Raw genomic sequence first — 18190 nt, 5'->3', positions numbered from 1 at the left:
CTTTCAGCGCCGATGGTACTGCATGCGGGAGCGTGTGGGAGAGTAGGACACCGCCGAACTCCTTTTGAGGCCGAGGGCCCTGGATTTTCATCCAGGGCCCTCGGCTTTTTTATTTCCCGTCACCGGGAGTTCACGCGGGATGGACAGCATCCGCCTCATGGGGACCACACAGTTGACCGCCGCAGGGGTGGGTGCAGGACACGAGGTCGTACTGCCCGCGTTCGGGGGTGCGGAAGTGGCTGAGGCCGTGCGCGAGCTGGGCGCGCGGCCCGTGTGCGCGGACGTGGATCCCGCGAGCTTCTGCCTCGACGCCGAGGCCGTGGAAGCCGTGGTGACGGAGCGGACCGCCGCGATCGTGCCCGTGCATCTCTTCGGCCAGGCCGCGGACATGGCCGGGCTGGCGAAGGTCGCGCAGCGGCGCGGGGCACGTCTCGTGGAATGGGAGCCGCGGCCGCGTACGGATTCCGTGGACGCCGTGCGCCGGCGGCAGCACGCCGCCTATCTCGCGCGCCGGCTGAACGGCGTCGTGATACCGGGCGCACGTCGGGAAGTCGAGCACGCGTACACCGAGTACGTGGTCCGCGTCCCGGGGAACGGCCGTCCGGACAGGGACGCGTTCAAGCGGGCGCTGCGGGCGCGGGGCGTGGAGTGTCATGTGCCGGTGAAGGCGCCTGTGCACTGGCTGCCGGGATTCCGCGCGGACGTGCATCTGCCCGCCGCGGAGAAGGCCGCCGAGGAATGCCTGGCGCTTCCGCTGTCCTCCGCGATGAGCAAGCGGGAGCTGCACCAGGTCGTCTCGGCGTGCAACGCGCTCGGCGGGCTGATGCACGAGCGGGCGTCCTGACCGGTTCCTCCGAGCCGGTCCGCCGCCCGTTCGCGTTCCGTTCTCTTTCACGTTCCCGTTCTCAGGGTTTCTTCCGCGGGTGCTTCTCGAAGAACTTCCAGAGGAGATCCGTGGCGCGCAGGCCCGCTTGGGGATCGGCGAGGTCGGCTCCCCGGGCGCCGGGCCAGGCGTGGCCCATGGCGGGGAGGGTGTAGACCGCCGTCGCGCTTCTGTCGGCGCAGTCCGCAGTCGTCACGGAATTGCCCTTCGGGAGCCGGTGCTTCGGGGCCGGGGTGCATTCGAGGCGCGAGTGCCAGGTCTTCATGCCGTTCCGGAATTGGCCGTAGTACCGGTCGGTGCCGCCGAGGAAGGTGATGAGGGAGACGGGGCTCTTGGGCGCGTAGGACGGGTCCTTGGGCGCTTCTCCGATGAATCCGCCGCTGACCGGGGCGACGGCCGCGAAGGTGTCGGGGAGTTCCACGGCCAGTTTGAGCGTGAGGTCGCCGCCGTTGGAGATGCCGGTGGCGTAGACGCGGTCCCTGTCGGCGCCCCAGTCACCGGTGAATTCCTTGACGAGCTGCCGGACGAAGCCGACATCGTCCTCGTTTCCGCAGCAGACGAAGGCGTTGAAGCCGCCGCTCTGCCCGTCGGGGTAGACGGCGAGGAACTTCTCCTTGTCGGCCTTGGCGTCGAGGCCGCTGAGTTGGCTCATTTCCTTGCCCGTGCCGGGAAAGGAGTGCAGGGCGATGACGAGGGGGAGGGCGTCGGCGGGCTTGTATCCGGGTGGCGCGTGGACGCGGTAGGTCCGCTTCTTACCCTTCCAGGTGAGGTCGGCTTTCTGGTTGCCGGGGCGGGGCTCGCCGGGCTTGGCCGCGCGTTCGCGGCGCGGTTCGTGGGCGTCTCCGGAGTCGCTGCCGCAGGCCGCGGCTCCGAGGGGCGCGAGCAGGCAGAGGAGTGCCGTGATCAGCCAGGATCGGGGTAATCGGGTGCGCATCGCCGCATCGTGACAGGAGCGCGGTGGACGGTCGAGAGCACCGGCGCCCATGGGGTAAGATCTTTCCCGCTGACCACGCCCCAATAGCTCAGTCGGCAGAGCGTCTCCATGGTAAGGAGAAGGTCAACGGTTCGATTCCGTTTTGGGGCTCAGAGAACAGCAGTTGCGAAAGGGCCTCCGCCACTCGGCGGGGGCCCTTCTGCTGTTCCGGGGCTATTCCGGTACGCGCATCGCGAGGATGGCCATGTCGTCGGACGGCGCATCGTTGGCGAAGCGCTCGACCGCGCGCATGATGCGGGCCGCGACGGCGCCCGCCGTCAGGCCCGTACAGGTGGAGAGGACGTCGGCCAGGCCGTCGTCGCCGAGCATGCGGGTGCCTTCGCGGCGCTCGGTGATGCCGTCCGTGACGCACAGGAGGACGTCGCCCGGGTCGAGGGTGACCGTCTGCTCGTACAGCTCCAGGTCGTCCATCACGCCCAGCAGGGGCTGGGGTTCGGCCGCGGGTTCGACGCTGCCGTCCTGGCGGAGGCGGAGCGGCAGGGGGTGGCCCGCGCAGACGACCTTCAGCTCGGAGCTGCCGTCCTCCTGCTGGGGGCGCAGTTCGCCGTAGAGGAGCGTGAGGAAGCGGCTGCGGGCGCCCTCGTCGAGGATCGCGGTGTTGAGCCGTTCGAGCACGGCCGGGCCGCCGAGGCCCTCGCGGGCGAGGAGGCGCAGCGCGTGCCGGGCGAGGCCGGTGACGGCGGCGGCCTCGGGGCCCGTGCCGCAGACGTCGCCGATGGCGAAGCCGTAGGTGCCGTCGCTGATCTCGAACAGGTCGTAGAAGTCGCCGCCCACCTCGTTGCCCTCACCCGCCGCGCGGTAGATGACCTCGACCTCGACGCCGCCGGCGACCTCGGGGGTCTCGGGCGGGAGGAGGCTGCGCTGGAGGGACTGGCTGATGGCGGTGCGCTCGGAGTACAGGCGTGCGTTGTCGAGGGCGAGCGCCGCGCGGCGGGAGAGGTCCTCGGCCAGCTCCAGGATCTCCTGGCGGAAGCGCTCGTCCGTCGGCTTGCCCAGGGTGAGCATGCCGATGACGCGGTTACGGGCGACGAGCGGCAGGACCACCGTCTCGCCGCCGACGGCGGAGGCGGTCGCCAGCGTCGTGCCGGGCGCGGCGCGGTGGTCCTCGGCGTGCATCACGACGCTCCGGAGCGAGGTGCGCAGCGCCGCAGAGCGCGCGGCGTCGGTCGGAGCGGTCCAGACGCGGGCGCCGGGGGTGGGCACCGGGTCGGGCGGATCGACCTTCGAGAGCAGGGCCTTGAGGTTGTCGATCCGGTCCTCGTCCTCGTGCAGGACGTAGGAGAGCTTGGGGTCGGAGCCCTGGTCGGCGACCGTATAGACGGCGCACCAGGTGGCGAGCGTCGGGACGGTCATCTGGGCCATCAGGGCCAGGGTCTGGTCCCTGTCGAGCGTTCCGGCGAGCAGGTCGGAGGCCTCGACGAGGAACGAGAGCGAGCCGCGGCGCAGCCGCTCCAGCTCGGTGAGGCGGGCCCGTTCGACGGCGAGCGCGATGCGATCGGCGGCGAACTGGAGGCGCAGCGCCTCCTCGTTCGAGTACCGCCCCGGGGCCTCGGTGGCGACGCCCAGCGAACCGGTCAGTCTGCCCTCGACCTTGAGCGGCACGGTGACGACCGAGCGCATGCCGGTGCCGGAGAGGAGCGGGACGGCGCCGGGGACGACGGTGAGGTCCTCGTGCACGGAGGGCATGCGCGCGTTCCCGTACCGGCCGCTGCCGGCCTCGACGGGGACGCGGGCGAAGCGCTGGCGCGCCGAGGGGAGGCCGGTGGAGGCGCGGACCTCCAGCTCGGTCTCGTCGTCGGTGGCGAGGAGGAGATAGGCGGCGTCACCGTCGAGCATGTCGCGGGCGCGTTCGACGGTGCGCTGGAGGAGTCCGTCGAGGTCGTCGGGGGCCGGGGAGCCGATGAAGACCTCGAAGGGGTCGGTGGCCGACGGCTCGTGGGAGTTCGGCTGGCGCTGGCCCGTGGAGTCCGTGGCCGGGCCGCGCGGCGGGGACTGGAGGACGGCGCGCTCGTGCTCGCGGACGAGGAGGCAGACGGTGGAGGGCTCCCCGTCGCCGTCGCGGACGCGCAGGTGCGAGGCGTAGACCGGGATCGTACGGCCGTCGGAGGCGCGGACCCCGTACGAGCCCTCCCAGCGGGAGAGGCGGAGAGCCTCGGCGATGCCGGTGCCGGTGCCGGGGGTGTGGGGCCAGGCCGCGAGATCGGTGAGGGGCTTGCCGAGCACCTGTTCGGCGGGATAGTCGAACAGCTCGGTCGCGTCCTCGTTCCACGCGCTGATGGCGCCGCTGCGGTCGACCTGGACGACCGCGACGTGGACGCGGGTGTCGGCGACGGGCAGCGCGGTGTCCGGGAGGGCGGGGCCGGCGGCGCGGGTGCCGACGGGGCGCTCGGGGAGGTCGAGGCGGAACCAGACGCGCTTGTCTGCGGCCGTGTAGTCGACGCCCCAGCGGGTGGCGAGGGCCGCGCAGAGCAGCAGGCCCCGGCCGCCCTCGCGGTCGGGGCTGCCGGGCTGGAGGCCGGGCTCCTGGAGGGGCAGCTCGCGCTCGGGATAGCGGTCGACGACCTCGATACGGACGCCGTCCTCGTCGCGGAGGCAGAGGACCTCGGCGGCCGTGCCCGCGTGCACGACGGCGTTGGTGACGAGCTCGCTGGTGAGGACGACGGAGTCGTCGACGATGTCGGCGAGTCCCCAGCCCTGGAGGGTGTCGCGCACGAAGCCGCGCGCGGAGGCGACCGAGCGCCCCACCGGCTCGAAGGTGGCAGCGGCTCGCGCGGTGATCACTGGTCTCCCCATCGGTGTCTCGTCGCCTGACTGGCGCGGGAGTGTCCGCTGCGCGGTCACGGCCGCCGTGTGTCCCGGGTCTGCCGTCTCCGCCGGGGCGCTCCCGGGCGCAGGCGGAATGTCGGTGGGGGGACCCCCATACCCGGCGCCCTGCCTTTGCGTCACCGCAGCGCCCCTCCGTAACCCGTCGTGCTCACGCCGCTGTCCTCTGTTGCCCCCTACCCAGCCGGCCGGTGGGGGCACCCCCGCGAGGGGCGGGGATACGGACAGCCGGGTGCCAGGTTACTTACGTTCTCGCCACGCGTGTCCGCCGGATGCGGGTGATTTCCGTCCGGCACGGACGCAGAGCCGTATGCCATGCTGCCGAACTGTTATCGCCGGGTTCGGGCAGGGTGAAACACTGGGAAGGCTCGGAGTAAAAGGGCCCGGGCAGATGGTCGACCCGCGGGAGGGACAGTGGAGTCTGGCGCAGCGGCGCGTAGCACCAACACGCGCGCGAAGGGCGGACGGTCCCGGAGGAACGGGACGATCGAAGTGGACGCCGCGTCCGTCAACAAGCTGCTGGCCGCTTTGACGGCGATGCGCGACGGAAACTTCCGTAAGCGTCTCACCGTGACCGGTGAGGGCCCGATGGCGGAGATCGCCGCCGTCTTCAACGAGGTCGCGGACCAGAATCTGCATCTGACCGGAGAGCTGTCCCGGGTGCGGCGCGTCGTGGGGCGTGAGGGGAAACTCACAGAGCGGCTGCACACCGGCACCTGTGAGGGCTCCTGGGCCTCGGCGATCGATGCGGCGAACGCGCTGGTGGACGATCTGGCCCGTCCCGTCTCCGAGGTCGGCCGGGTGCTGTCCGCCGTCGCGGACGGCGATCTGGAGCAGCGGATGGATCTGCGCTCCCGCGGGACGGACGGGGGCGGTCATCCGCTGCGCGGCGAGTTCCTGAAGGTCGGGCGGACCGTGAACGGGCTGGTGGACCAGCTCTCGGCGTTCACCGACGAGGTGACGCGCGTCGCGAGCGAGGTCGGCACCGAGGGGAAGCTGGGCGGCCAGGCGCGGGTGCGCGGGATGTCCGGCTCCTGGAAGGACCTGACGGACTCGGTCAACACGATGGCGTCCCGGCTGACCGCTCAGGTCCGGGACATCGCCCTGGTGACGACGGCTGTCGCGAAGGGCGACCTGTCACGCAAGGTGACCGTGCATGTCGCGGGCGAGATGCTGGAGCTGAAGAACACCGTCAACACGATGGTCGACCAGCTCTCCTCGTTCCAGTCCGAGGTGACGAGGGTCGCGCGGGAGGTCGGCACCGAGGGCGAGCTGGGCGGCCAGGCGTCGGTCCCGGGCGCGGCGGGCGTATGGAAGGACCTGACCGACTCCGTCAACCTGATGGCGGGGAATCTCACGTCCCAGGTGCGCGAGATCGCGCAGGTGACGACGGCCGTCGCGAACGGCGATCTGTCGCAGAAGATCACGGTGAACGCGCGCGGCGAGGTCGCGCAGCTCGCCGAGACCATCAACGCGATGACGGACACGCTGCGCACTCTCGCGCGGGAGGTCACGCGCGCGGCCAGCGAGGTCGGGACGGACGGTGTGCTCGGGGGGCAGGCCCAGGTGCCGGGGGCCGCCGGGATCTGGAAGGACCTCACCGACTCGGTGAACAGCGCGTTCCGCAATCTGACGGCTCAGGTGCGGGACATCGCGCAGGTGACGACGGCGGTGGCCAACGGTGATCTGTCGCAGAAGGTCACCGTCGATGTGTCGGGCGAGATGCAGGAGTTGAAGAACACCGTCAACACGATGGTGGACCAGTTGTCTTCGTTCGGAGACGAAGTCACCCGTGTCGCCCGGGAGATCGGGGTCGACGGTGTGCTCGGCGGGCAGGCGTCCGTGGCGGGCGCCGCGGGCACCTGGAAGGACCTCACCGACTCGGTCAACACGGCGTTCCGCAATCTGACGGGCCAGGTGCGCAACATCGCGCAGGTGACGACGGCGGTGGCCAACGGTGATCTGTCGCAGAAGGTCACCGTCGATGTGTCGGGCGAGATGCAGGAGTTGAAGAACACCGTCAACACGATGGTGGACCAGCTCTCCTCGTTCGCCGAGCAGGTCACGCGTATGGCCAGGGACGTCGGTACGGAGGGCCGACTCGGGGGTCAGGCCCGGGTCGACGGGGTCTCGGGCACCTGGCGCGACCTGACCAACTCCGTGAACTTCATGGCGAACAACCTGACGTCCCAGGTGCGTCAGATCGCGCAGGTGACGACGGCCGTGGCGCGCGGTGACCTGTCGCAGAAGATCGAGGTCGACGCGCGGGGCGAGATCCTGGAGCTGAAGAACACCATCAACACGATGGTCGACCAGTTGTCCGGGCTCGCCGAGCAGGTCACGCGGGTGGCCCGCGAGGTGGGTACGGAGGGCAGGCTGGGCGGCCAGGCGCAGGTGCCCGGCGTCGCGGGCGTATGGCGCGACCTGACCGACTCCGTCAACGGCATGGCGGGCAACCTGACGACCCAGGTGCGGAACATCTCGCAGGTGGCCACGGCGGTCGCGCGCGGTGACCTGTCGCAGAAGATCGACGTGGACGCGCGGGGCGAGATCCTGGAGCTGAAGACCACGCTGAACACGATGGTCGACCAGCTCTCCTCATTCGCCGAGGAGGTCACCAGGGTCGCGCGCGAGGTCGGCACCGAGGGCATCCTCGGCGGGCAGGCCGAGGTCAAGGGCGTCTCGGGCACATGGAAGGACCTCACCCAGTCCGTCAACTTCATGGCGAACAACCTCACCTCGCAGGTGCGGAACATCGCCGAGGTCACGACCGCCGTCGCGCAGGGCGATCTGTCGAAGAAGGTCACCGTCGACGCGAAGGGCGAGATCCTCGCGCTCGTCACCACCGTCAACGGGATGGTGGACACGCTGCTGTCGTTCGCGGAGCAGGTGACGCGGGTGGCCCGCGAGGTGGGCACCGAGGGGCAGCTCGGGGGCCAGGCCCGGGTGCGGGACGCGTCGGGGATCTGGAAGGACCTCACCGACAACGTCAACATCATGGCCAACAACCTGACGGGGCAGGTCCGGAACATCTCCCAGGTGGCCGCGGCCGTCGCCTCCGGAGACCTGACGAAGAAGGTCACCGTCGAGGCCAGCGGCGAGGTCGCGCAGCTCGCCGACACGGTCAACACGATGGTGACGACCCTGTCGTCGTTCGCCGACCAGGTCACCCGGGTCGCCCGGGAGGTCGGTACGGACGGTGTGCTGGGCGGCCAGGCGCGTGTCGCGGGCGTATCGGGCACATGGAAGGACCTCACCGAGTCGGTGAACTCGATGGCGTCCAACCTGACCGGCCAGGTCCGCAACATCGCGATGGTCACGACGGCCATCGCCAAGGGCGACCTCACCAAGAAGATCGACATCGAGGCCAACGGAGAGATCCTCCAGCTCAAGACCACGATCAACACGATGGTCGACCAGCTCTCGTCGTTCGCCGAGCAGGTGACGCGGGTGGCCCGCGAGGTGGGCACCGACGGCCAGCTCGGCGGCCAGGCGCGGGTGCCGGGCGTCGCGGGCACCTGGAAGGACCTCACCGACTCGGTGAACGAGATGGCGGGCAACCTGACCCGTCAGATGCGGGCCATCGCCGAGGTGGCCACCGCGGTGACGCGGGGCGACCACAACGTGCACATCGACGTCGAGGCCGCGGGCGAGATCCTGGAGCTCCAGGGCTACATCAACACGATGATCGCCAACCTCCGCGACACCACCCAGGCCAACCAGGAGCAGGACTGGCTGAAGGGCAACCTCGCCCGGATCTCCGGCCTGATGCAGGGCCGCCGCGAGCTGCGGGACGTGGCCGGGCTCATCATGAGCGAGCTGACGCCGGTCGTCTCCGCGCAGCACGGCGCGTTCTTCCTGTCGATGCCCACGGGCACGCCGGAGGAGGCCGCGGGCGTCGGCGCGGGGCCCGGCGAGGACGGCTCGTACGAGCTGCGGATGTTCGGGAGCTACGGGTACTGCACGGACTCCATGCCCACCACGTTCAGCCCCGGCGAGTCGCTGGTCGGGACGGCGGCCAAGGAGAAGCGGACCATCTTCGTGGACCACTCGCCGCCCGGGTACCTCAAGATCTCCTCGGGGCTCGGCGAGGCCCCGCCGGCGAACGTCATCGTGCTGCCGGTCATCTTCGAGGGCACGGTCCTGGGCGTGATCGAGCTGGCGTCGTTCCAGCCGTTCGCGCAGATCCAGAAGGACTTCCTCAACCAGATCGCCGAGATGATCGCCACGAGCGTCAACACGATCAGCGTCAATACGCGCACCGAACGGCTGCTGGAGCAGTCGCAGGAGCTGGCGGTGCAGCTCAGGGAGCGCTCGGGCGAGCTGGAGAACCGGCAGAAGGCGCTCCAGGAGTCCAACGCGGCGCTGGAGGAGAAGGCCGAGCAACTCGCCCAGACCAACAGCGACATCGAGATCAAGAACCGTGAGATCGAGGAGGCGCGGCAGGTCCTGGAGGAGCGCGCCGAGCAGCTCTCCGTCTCGATGCGCTACAAGTCCGAGTTCCTGGCCAACATGTCGCACGAGCTGCGCACGCCGCTCAACTCGCTGCTGATCCTCGCCAAGCTCCTCGCCGACAACGCGGAGAGCAACCTCTCGCCCAAGCAGGTCGAGTTCGCCGAGACGATCCACGGGGCGGGCTCCGACCTGCTCCAGCTCATCAACGACATCCTCGACCTCGCCAAGGTCGAGGCGGGCAAGATGGACGTGAGCCCGACCCGTATCGCGCTCGTCCAGCTCGTCGACTACGTGGAGGCGACCTTCCGGCCGCTGACCGCGGAGAAGGGGCTCGACTTCTCCGTACGGGTCTCGCCGGAGCTGCCCGCGACGCTGCACACGGACGAGCAGCGGCTGCTCCAGGTGCTGCGGAACCTGCTGTCGAACGCGGTGAAGTTCACCGACACCGGCGCCGTCGAGCTGGTGATCCGCTCGGCGCGGGACGACGTGCCGGAGACGATCCGCGAGCAGATGCTGGAGCAGGGGTCGCTGCGGGACGCGGAAGCCGACCTGATCGCCTTCTCGGTGGCCGACACGGGCATCGGGATCGCGCAGAGCAAGATGCGCGTCATCTTCGAGGCGTTCAAGCAGGCGGACGGCACGACCAGCCGCAAGTACGGCGGCACGGGTCTCGGGCTGTCCATCAGCCGGGAGATCGCGCGCCTGCTGGGCGGCGAGATCTACGCGGTGAGCGAACCGGGCCGGGGGTCCACGTTCACGCTCTACCTGCCGCTGCACCCGACCGAACTGCCGCCCCAGGGCTACACGCAGATCGACTCGGGCGCCACGCTGGCCATCGCTGCGGCGGAGACGGGCGCGGCGGCGGCCGAGCCGGTCGGTACGGCCGAGGGGCAGGCGGAGGAGGGGCCGCCGATGACGCCGGAGGAGGCCGCCGCCGAGGCGGCGCACAGTCTCGCCGACCGGCGCCGCAGGCGCGAGGAGGCGGGCCGGGGACAGCCCGAGCTGCCCCCGGAGGCCCTGCCGTACAACGCGCAGCACGGCAACGGCGCGGCACCCTCGGCGGCGGGGACGGGCCCCGCGGCGGAGCTGGGGAACGGCTACGAGGGCCGTGGGAGCGCCTCTGAGGGCGCGGCGGACTTCGTCCCGGACACGGTCGCCCCGGAGGGCCAGGAGGTCGCGAGAGCGGAGATGGGCGCCTTCGCCGGGCGCAAGGTCCTCATCGTGGACGACGACATCCGCAATGTGTTCGCGCTCACCAGCGTGCTGGAGCAGCACGGGCTTCAGGTGCTCTACGCCGAGAACGGGCGCGAGGGCATCGAGGTGCTGGAGCAGCACGACGACGCGGCCGTGGTGCTGATGGACATCATGATGCCGGAGATGGACGGATACGCGACGACGGCGGCCATCCGAAAGATGCCGCAGTTCGCCGGGCTGCCGATCATCGCCCTCACGGCCAAGGCCATGAAGGGGGACCGCGAGAAGAGCATCGAGTCCGGAGCGTCCGACTACGTCTCCAAGCCGGTGGACACGGAGCACCTGTTGAGTGTCATGAGGCGGTGGATGGGTGCGCGGTGAATATGACACCGTGACACGTGCGGGGTCTGCGCGGGCCACATGCTGACTCAGTGTGGTCAAGGACGTGTGGAAACGCGGTAAACCGGGAACCTTTTGGTCCCCTGGGGCGTTTCTGCTACGTGCACAGTGACATCGCGGTGACAGGGTGTGGCGGGCCGCAGGGTGCGGCTACCATGACCGGCACAAGGACGGGCGGCGGCGACAGGGAGCCGCTCCCAGGGGCGGCGTCCGAGGGGCTGCCGGGGCGAGGAGGACGGGCCATGGTGCAGAAGGCCAAGATCCTCCTGGTCGATGACCGGCCGGAGAATCTGCTGGCGCTGGAGGCCATTCTCTCCGCGCTCGATCAGACGCTGGTGCGGGCATCGTCAGGGGAGGAAGCGCTCAAGGCGCTGCTGACAGACGACTTCGCGGTCATTCTGCTGGATGTCCAGATGCCGGGGATGGACGGATTCGAGACCGCCGCGCACATCAAGCGGAGAGAGCGCACGCGCGACATCCCGATCATCTTCCTCACGGCCATCAACCATGGCCCGCACCACACCTTCCGGGGATACGCGGCTGGTGCGGTGGACTACATCTCGAAGCCCTTCGACCCGTGGGTGCTGCGGGCGAAGGTCTCGGTGTTCGTCGATCTGTACATGAAGAACGTGCAGCTCCGCGAGCAGGCCTCCCTGCTGCGCCTCCAGTTGGAGGGCAACGGCACGGGACAGCGCGGCGAGCCGGACGAGGAGCCCGCCGAGGCGCCGGGGCTGCTCGTCGAGCTGTCGGCCCGGCTGGCCGCCGTCGAGGAGCAGGCGGAGGCGCTCACCAAGCAGTTGGGCGACTCGGCCGACGCGGCCACGGCCGCGACCGCCGCGCACCTGGAGCGCAAACTCTCCGGGCTCCGCCGGGCACTTGACGCCCTGGAGCCCGGCACGGGCGGCGACACCTCGGCTCACGTGCCGTCACAGAACTGACCCCCGGGGCGCTTTCGGCGCCCCGGGCACGTGCGCCACGGGTGTCAGGAGCGGCCCTCGGGCCCCGTCGGCGAGCGGGCCACACGCCGCCCTCCGAACGACATCAGGGGCCCGTTCCGAGTAACCTCACCCCCATGGCCTCACGAACGTCGGGAAGCGGAAAGGCAGCCAAGAAAGCGCCAGCGAAGAAGGCTGCCGCGAAAAAGGCCCCGGCGAAGAAGGCACCCGCCAAGAAGGCCCCCGCGAAGAAGGCGGCCGCCAAGCCCAAGGGCAAGGGCGGCAAGCCGGCGGCCAAGGGCGCGCCGTCTCCCACCGGGGGGATCTTCCGGATGGTGCGCGCCTGCTGGCTCGGCGTCGCCCACGCGGTCGCCGCGGTGTTCCGCGGCATAGGGCGCAGCGGCAAGGCGCTCGACCCCGCGCACCGCAAGGACGGGCTGGCGCTGCTGCTCCTCGGGCTCGCGCTGGTCGTCGCGGCGGGCACCTGGTCCAACCTCCACGGTCCCGTGGGCGACCTCATCAAGACCCTCATCACCGGCGCCTTCGGCCGTCTCGACCTGCTCGTGCCGATACTGCTCGGCGTCATCGCCGTACGGCTCATCCGGCACCCGGAGAAGCCCGAGGCCAACGGCCGTATCGTCATTGGGCTTTCCGCACTGGTGATCGGCGTGCTCGGGCTGGTGCACATCGGCTGCGGGGCGCCCGGGCGCGGGGAGGGCACCGAGGCGCTCCAGGACGCGGGTGGCCTCATCGGCTGGGCGGCCTCCCGCCCCCTGATCGTCACGCTCAGCGAGATGCTGGCCGTGCCGCTGCTGGTGCTGGTCACGGTCTTCGGGCTGCTCGTCGTCACGGCCACACCCGTCAATGCGATCCCGGAGCGCCTGCGCGACGTCGGGGTGCGCCTCGGTGTGGTGGCGCCCCGGCCCGACGAGGAGTACGAGCCGGAGGACGCCGGGAGCGCCGGGTACGACCCCGGGTACGACGAGGACGAGCCCAGACCGCGCCGTACGCGTCACAGCGTGCGCAAGGACCACATCGACGCGGCCCTCGCCGAGAAGGAGGCGCTGGACCAGCGCCGTACCGGCCGTAAGGGCAAGCGCGGCACCCAGCAGCCGCTGCCGGACGGCGACGCCTCGGACCGGCAGGACCGGCCGCTGGACGCCGTGGATGTCGCCGCGGCGGCTGCGGCCTCGCTGGACGGCGCGGTGCTGCACGGGGTGCAGCCCTCGCCGCTCGTGGCCGATCTGACCAGCTCCGTCTCGGCCGGACGCGAGAAGGCGGGCAAGGACGCCGGTGTCCCGGTGCCGGGCGCACACGGGGACGGGGACCAGGACGACCGGGCGGCCGTGCCCGACCTGACCAAGGCCGCCGCGCCGCCGGAGCCCGACGCGCTGCCGCCGCGGGCCGAGCAACTGCAGCTCCGGGGCGACATCACGTACGCGCTGCCCTCGCTCGACCTGCTGGAGCGCGGCGGCCCGGGGCGCACCCGCAGCGCGGCCAACGACCAGGTCGTCGAGTCGCTGACGAACGTCTTCCGCGAGTTCAAGGTCGACGCCGCCGTCACGGGCTTCACCCGCGGCCCGACGGTGACCCGCTACGAGATCGAGCTGGGCCCCGGCGTGAAGGTCGAGAAGATCACCGCCCTGGCGAAGAACATCGCGTACGCGGTCGCCAGCCCGGACGTGCGGATCATCAACCCGATCCCCGGCAAGTCCGCCGTCGGCATCGAGATCCCCAACAGCGACCGCGAGATGGTCAACCTCGGCGACGTGCTGCGCTCCGCTGAGGCCGCGGGGGAGGAGCACCCGCTGCTCGCCGGGCTCGGCAAGGACGTCGAGGGCGGCTACGTGTACACCAACCTCGCCAAGATGCCGCACATCCTGGTCGCGGGCGCCACCGGATCCGGCAAGTCGTCCTGCATCAACTGCCTCATCACCTCCGTGATGGTCCGGGCCACCCCGGAGGACGTGCGGATGGTCCTCGTCGACCCCAAGCGGGTCGAGCTGACGGCGTACGAGGGCATCCCGCACCTCATCACCCCGATCATCACCAACCCCAAGAAGGCCGCCGAGGCGCTCCAGTGGGTCGTACGCGAGATGGATCTGCGCTACGACGACCTGGCGGCCTTCGGTTACCGGCACATCGACGACTTCAACGCGGCGGTGCGCTCCGGCAAGGTGAAGGCTCCCGAGGGCAGCGAGCGCGAGCTGTCGCCGTACCCGTACCTGCTGGTGATCGTGGACGAGCTGGCGGACCTGATGATGGTGGCCCCGCGGGACGTGGAGGACGCGATCGTGCGGATCACGCAGCTCGCGCGTGCCGCGGGCATCCACCTGGTGCTGGCCACCCAGCGGCCCTCCGTCGACGTCGTCACGGGCCTCATCAAGGCCAACGTGCCCTCGCGGCTGGGCTTCTCGACCTCGTCGCTGGCCGACAGCCGCGTCATCCTCGACCAGCCCGGCGCCGAGAAGCTCATCGGCAAGGGTGACGGTCTGTTCCTGCCGATGGGCGCGAACAAGCCGGTGCGTATGCAGGGCGCCTTCGTCACGGAGGAGGAGGTCGCCGCGGTCGTCGACCACTGCAAGGCGCAGATGGCACCGGTCTTCCGCGACGACGTGACGGTCGGCCAGTCGCAGAAGAAGGAGATCGACGAGGAGATCGGCGACGACATGGACCTGCTCTGCCAGGCGGCGGAGCTGGTGGTGTCCACGCAGTTCGGCTCGACGTCGATGCTCCAGCGCAAGCTGCGCGTGGGCTTCGCCAAGGCGGGGCGGCTGATGGACCTGATGGAGTCGCGCGGCGTCGTGGGGCCCAGCGAGGGCTCGAAGGCGCGTGACGTTCTCGTGAAGCCCGACGAACTGGACGGGGTGCTGGCGGTCATCCGGGGCGACGGCTAGCGCGCGGCGAGCGGGATCGCGCGGGCGGTGGGGGCGCGCACGGGGCGGACGGGACACAAGGTCACTCGTACGAGCGATGAATGGGAGCGTGAGGCAACCGTTTCCGCATTCGTTACGTCCACCGGGAGAGAGCGGCGGGCGGATGCGCGCGTTTCGGGCGGACCGGGTGGCCCGGCCCTCCCGATGGCGGACAAAGTCGGTCCGCCCGCTTGCCCCACCCTTTTGCCCCGCCCCTAGACTGAACCTCCAGCAGGTGGCTACACGCTCGAAAGGCGCCCCCGTGTCCATCGGCAACTCACCCGAAGAGGACCGTCCGCCGGTCGGTGACGAGCACCGCCCCTCGGTCGGCCGAGCCCTCCAGCAGGCCCGTATCGACGCGCGGTTGACCGTGGACGAGATCAGTACGTCCACGCGGGTGCGCGTCCCGATCGTTCACGCCATCGAACAGGACGACTATTCCCGGTGCGGCGGCGACGTCTACGCCCGCGGTCACATCCGTACGCTGGCGCGCGCCGTCGGTCTCGACGGGAACGCGCTCGTCGCGCAGTACGACGAGGAGCACGGCGGCCGCCCGGAGCCGACCCCCGCGGCGACGCTGTTCGAGGCGGAGCGGATCCGCCCCGAGCCCCGGCGCCCCAACTGGACGGCGGCCATGGTCGCCGCGATCGTCGTCGTCATCGGCTTCGTCGGCTTCACGCTGGTCAACGGCGGTGGCGAGGAGGAGTCCGGCGGGGCCGTCGCGGAGAAGACGCCCTCGCAGGCCCCCTCGAAGAAGGAGACCGGGAAGCCCAGCCCGAGCAAGACCGCCGACCCCAAGCCCTCCGACAGCGCCATCGCGGGCGCGCCCGCCGACAAGGTCACCGTCCGGATGACCGCCGAGCGCGGCAATAGCTGGGTCTCCGCCAAGGACCACAACGGGCGCCTGGTCCACGAGGGCGTCCTCCGGCAGGGCCAGTCCAAGACCCTCACCGACGACAAGCGGCTCGACCTCGTCCTCGGCAACGCGGGCGGCGTGAAGCTGTACGTCAACGGCAAGGAGGTCAAGGACGTCGGCCAGGTCGGGCAGGTGCAGCGGGTCAGCTACACGCGAGGAGACCCCGAGGCAGGCTGATCGCACAGCCCTTCGGGGCGGCTGAGCTGGGTGGTCCGGGGCCCTCGCGGCGGGTGGGGAAGCCGGGACGAAGTAGGCTGAGCCCATGCCCGAACGCCGCACCGTCGCCCTTGTCACGCTTGGCTGCGCCCGTAACGAGGTGGACTCGGAGGAGCTCGCAGGCCGCCTGGCGGCGGATGGCTGGGATCTCGTCGAGGACGCCTCGGACGCCGATGTCGCCGTCGTCAACACCTGTGGATTCGTCGAAGCCGCCAAGAAGGACTCCGTCGACGCCCTGCTGGAGGCCAACGATCTCAAGGATCACGGCAAGACCCAGGCCGTGGTCGCCGTCGGCTGCATGGCCGAGCGGTACGGCAAGGACCTCGCGGAGGCGCTGCCCGAGGCCGACGGAGTGCTCGGTTTCGACGATTACGCGGACATCTCCGACCGGCTCCAGACGATTCTGAGCGGCGGAGTCCACGCCTCGCACACCCCGCGTGACCGGCGCAAGCTGCTGCCGGTCAGCCCCGTCGAGCGGCAGGGCGCCTCGGTCGCGCTGCCGGGCCACGGGAACGGCGAGGAGCAGGCCACCGCCACCGCGACCGCCACCGGCTCTGTCTCCGCGACCGTCACCGACTCCGCGCCCGCCGCCGCTCCCGCCGACCTCCCCGAGGGCGTCGCGCCCGCCTCGGGGCCCCGCGCCCCGCTGCGCCGGCGGCTGGGCAGCAGCCCGGTGGCCTCGGTGAAGCTCGCCTCCGGGTGCGACCGCCGGTGCTCGTTCTGCGCCATCCCGTCCTTCCGCGGCTCGTTCATCTCCCGCCGCCCCTCCGACGTCCTGGGTGAGACGCGCTGGCTCGCCGAGCAGGGCGTCTCGGAGATCATGCTGGTCTCCGAGAACAACACCTCGTACGGCAAGGACCTCGGTGACATCCGTCTCCTGGAGACGCTGCTGCCCGAGCTGGCCGCCGTCGACGGGATCGAGCGGGTCCGGGTCAGCTATCTCCAGCCCGCCGAGATGCGGCCGGGGCTGATCGACGTGCTCACCGGCACCGAGGGCGTCGCGCCGTACTTCGACCTGTCCTTCCAGCACTCCGCGCCGGACGTGCTGCGCGCGATGCGGCGCTTCGGCGACACCGACCGCTTCCTCGGGCTCCTGGAGAACATCCGGGGCAAGGCGCCGCAGGCCGGAGTCCGCTCGAACTTCATCGTGGGCTTCCCCGGCGAGACCGAGCAGGACGTCAAGGAACTGGAGCGCTTCCTGAGTGAGGCGAGGCTGGATGCCATCGGCGTGTTCGGGTACTCGGACGAGGAAGGCACCGAGGCCGCCGGTTACGCGGAGAAGGTGCCGTCCGAAGAGGTCGCCGAGCGGCTGGCGCGGGTCTCCCGGCTCGCCGAGGAGCTCACCGCCCAGCGCGCCGAGGAGCGGATCGGGGAGACGGTGCGCGTGCTGGTCGAGTCGGTCGACACGGAGGACGGGCCCGTGGGGCGCGGCGCGCACCAGGCGCCCGAGACGGACGGACAGGTCCTGCTGTCGGTGCCGGAGGGCGTGGACGGGCAGGGACAGGCTCCGGCCGTCGGACGTATGGTCGAAGCACGAGTGGTCGCCGCGGAGGGAGTGGATCTCGTCGCAGAGCCGTGGGACCGAGTGAGTGAGGAGGCGGGCAGATGACGGGAGTGCCGGCCTCCGCTGCGGGACGGGGGCCCGTCGCGAAGGCGAAGGCTGCGCCGACCGTACGGCCGGTGAGCCTGTGGAACATCGCGAACATCCTCACGATGGTGCGGTTGCTGCTGGTGCCCGCCTTCGTGGCGCTGATGCTCGCCAGCGGAGGGCACGACCCGGCCTGGCGCTCGTTCGCCTGGGCGGCGTTCACCATCGCGATGATCACCGATCTCTTCGACGGTGAGCTGGCGCGGCGGTACAACCTGGTCACCGACTTCGGCAAGATCGCCGACCCCATAGCGGACAAGGCGATCATGGGCGCCGCGCTGGTCTGCCTCTCGGCGCTCTCCGACCTGCCGTGGTGGGTCACGGGCGTCATCCTCGCCCGGGAGCTGGGCATCACGCTGATGCGCTTCTGGGTCATCAAGCACGGAGTGATCCCCGCGAGCCGGGGTGGCAAGCTCAAGACCCTGGCCCAGGGCATCGCCGTCGGGATGTACGTCCTGGCGCTGACCGGGCCGCTCGCCACGCTGCGCTGGTGGGTGATGGCCGTCGCCGTCGTCCTCACGGTCGTGACGGGGCTGGACTACGTACGGCAGGCCGTCGTGCTGCGGCGGGCGGGACGTGCCGCGGCGGCGGAGGCGGCCGAGACGTCGGCGGAGATGGCGGAGGCCGGGACCGAAGGGGTCGCCGGGGTCGCGGGGGCCCTGGACTCTCCTGGGACGGCCGAGGCGGCTGAGACGGCTGGGACGGCCGAGGCGACCTCGGGGACCGAGGCGGCCGAGCCCGTCGATGTCGTCGGGGAGGCCGGTTCCGCCGGGGCGCCGGGACCGGAGCGGCAGTGATCCCGCACGGGGGCG

The 18190-nt window shown here is 70.9% G+C and carries 9 protein-coding genes and 1 tRNA gene; 8 read left to right on the top strand and 2 right to left on the bottom strand.

Annotated elements, in window-relative coordinates:
• Positions 1–157: 157 nt before the first annotated feature.
• Complete coding sequence (locus tag ABD343_RS29225; protein ID WP_344532393.1) at positions 158–844, top strand: DegT/DnrJ/EryC1/StrS family aminotransferase; 687 nt, start codon at positions 158–160, stop codon at positions 842–844.
• A 61-nt stretch (positions 845–905) separates the two neighbouring features.
• On the opposite strand, the gene ABD343_RS29220 is transcribed toward ABD343_RS29225, so the two are convergent.
• Positions 906–1817: an extracellular catalytic domain type 1 short-chain-length polyhydroxyalkanoate depolymerase gene (locus tag ABD343_RS29220; RefSeq protein ID WP_344532392.1), complete on the bottom strand. Its 912-nt coding sequence runs from the start codon at positions 1815–1817 to the stop codon at positions 906–908.
• 77 nt (positions 1818–1894) lie between these two features.
• Between ABD343_RS29220 and ABD343_RS29215 the strand changes: the two genes are divergently transcribed.
• Positions 1895–1967, top strand: a tRNA-Thr gene (locus ABD343_RS29215).
• 63 nt (positions 1968–2030) lie between these two features.
• Here the strand turns inward: ABD343_RS29215 and ABD343_RS29210 are convergent.
• Positions 2031–4670, bottom strand: coding sequence for a SpoIIE family protein phosphatase (locus tag ABD343_RS29210; protein ID WP_344532391.1), 2640 nt, complete (start codon positions 4668–4670; stop codon positions 2031–2033).
• A 444-nt stretch (positions 4671–5114) separates the two neighbouring features.
• On the opposite strand from ABD343_RS29210, the gene ABD343_RS29205 reads away from it, so the two are divergent.
• The 6 genes from ABD343_RS29205 (at position 5115) to pgsA (ending at position 18175) form a co-directional block, all read left to right on the top strand.
• Positions 5115–10730 (top strand): HAMP domain-containing protein, encoded by a 5616-nt coding sequence (locus tag ABD343_RS29205; RefSeq protein WP_344532390.1) that lies wholly within the window; start codon positions 5115–5117, stop codon positions 10728–10730.
• A 260-nt stretch (positions 10731–10990) separates the two neighbouring features.
• Positions 10991–11686 (top strand): response regulator, encoded by a 696-nt coding sequence (locus ABD343_RS29200; protein ID WP_344532401.1) that lies wholly within the window; start codon positions 10991–10993, stop codon positions 11684–11686.
• 134 nt (positions 11687–11820) lie between these two features.
• On the top strand, positions 11821–14580 hold the full coding sequence (locus ABD343_RS29195) for an FtsK/SpoIIIE family DNA translocase (protein WP_344532389.1): 2760 nt from the start codon (positions 11821–11823) through the stop codon (positions 14578–14580).
• Between the two features lie 280 nt (positions 14581–14860).
• Entirely contained in the window at positions 14861–15691 is an 831-nt protein-coding gene (locus tag ABD343_RS29190; RefSeq protein ID WP_344532388.1) for a helix-turn-helix domain-containing protein, read from the top strand.
• Between the two features lie 85 nt (positions 15692–15776).
• A complete protein-coding gene (rimO, locus tag ABD343_RS29185) occupies positions 15777–17339 on the top strand; it encodes a 30S ribosomal protein S12 methylthiotransferase RimO (protein WP_344532387.1) in 1563 nt (520 codons plus the stop codon).
• On the top strand, positions 17336–18175 hold the full coding sequence (gene pgsA / locus ABD343_RS29180) for a CDP-diacylglycerol--glycerol-3-phosphate 3-phosphatidyltransferase (RefSeq protein ID WP_344532386.1): 840 nt from the start codon (positions 17336–17338) through the stop codon (positions 18173–18175). Before rimO ends, pgsA begins: the two co-directional genes overlap by 4 nt.
• The last annotated feature ends 15 nt before the right edge of the window (positions 18176–18190 follow it).

It is taken from the genome of Streptomyces albiaxialis, assembly GCF_039530985.1.
Lineage (GTDB): Bacteria > Actinomycetota > Actinomycetes > Streptomycetales > Streptomycetaceae > Streptomyces > Streptomyces albiaxialis.
Note: the sequence above shows the minus strand (reverse complement) of the source record. Positions and strands in the feature narration are given on the sequence as shown.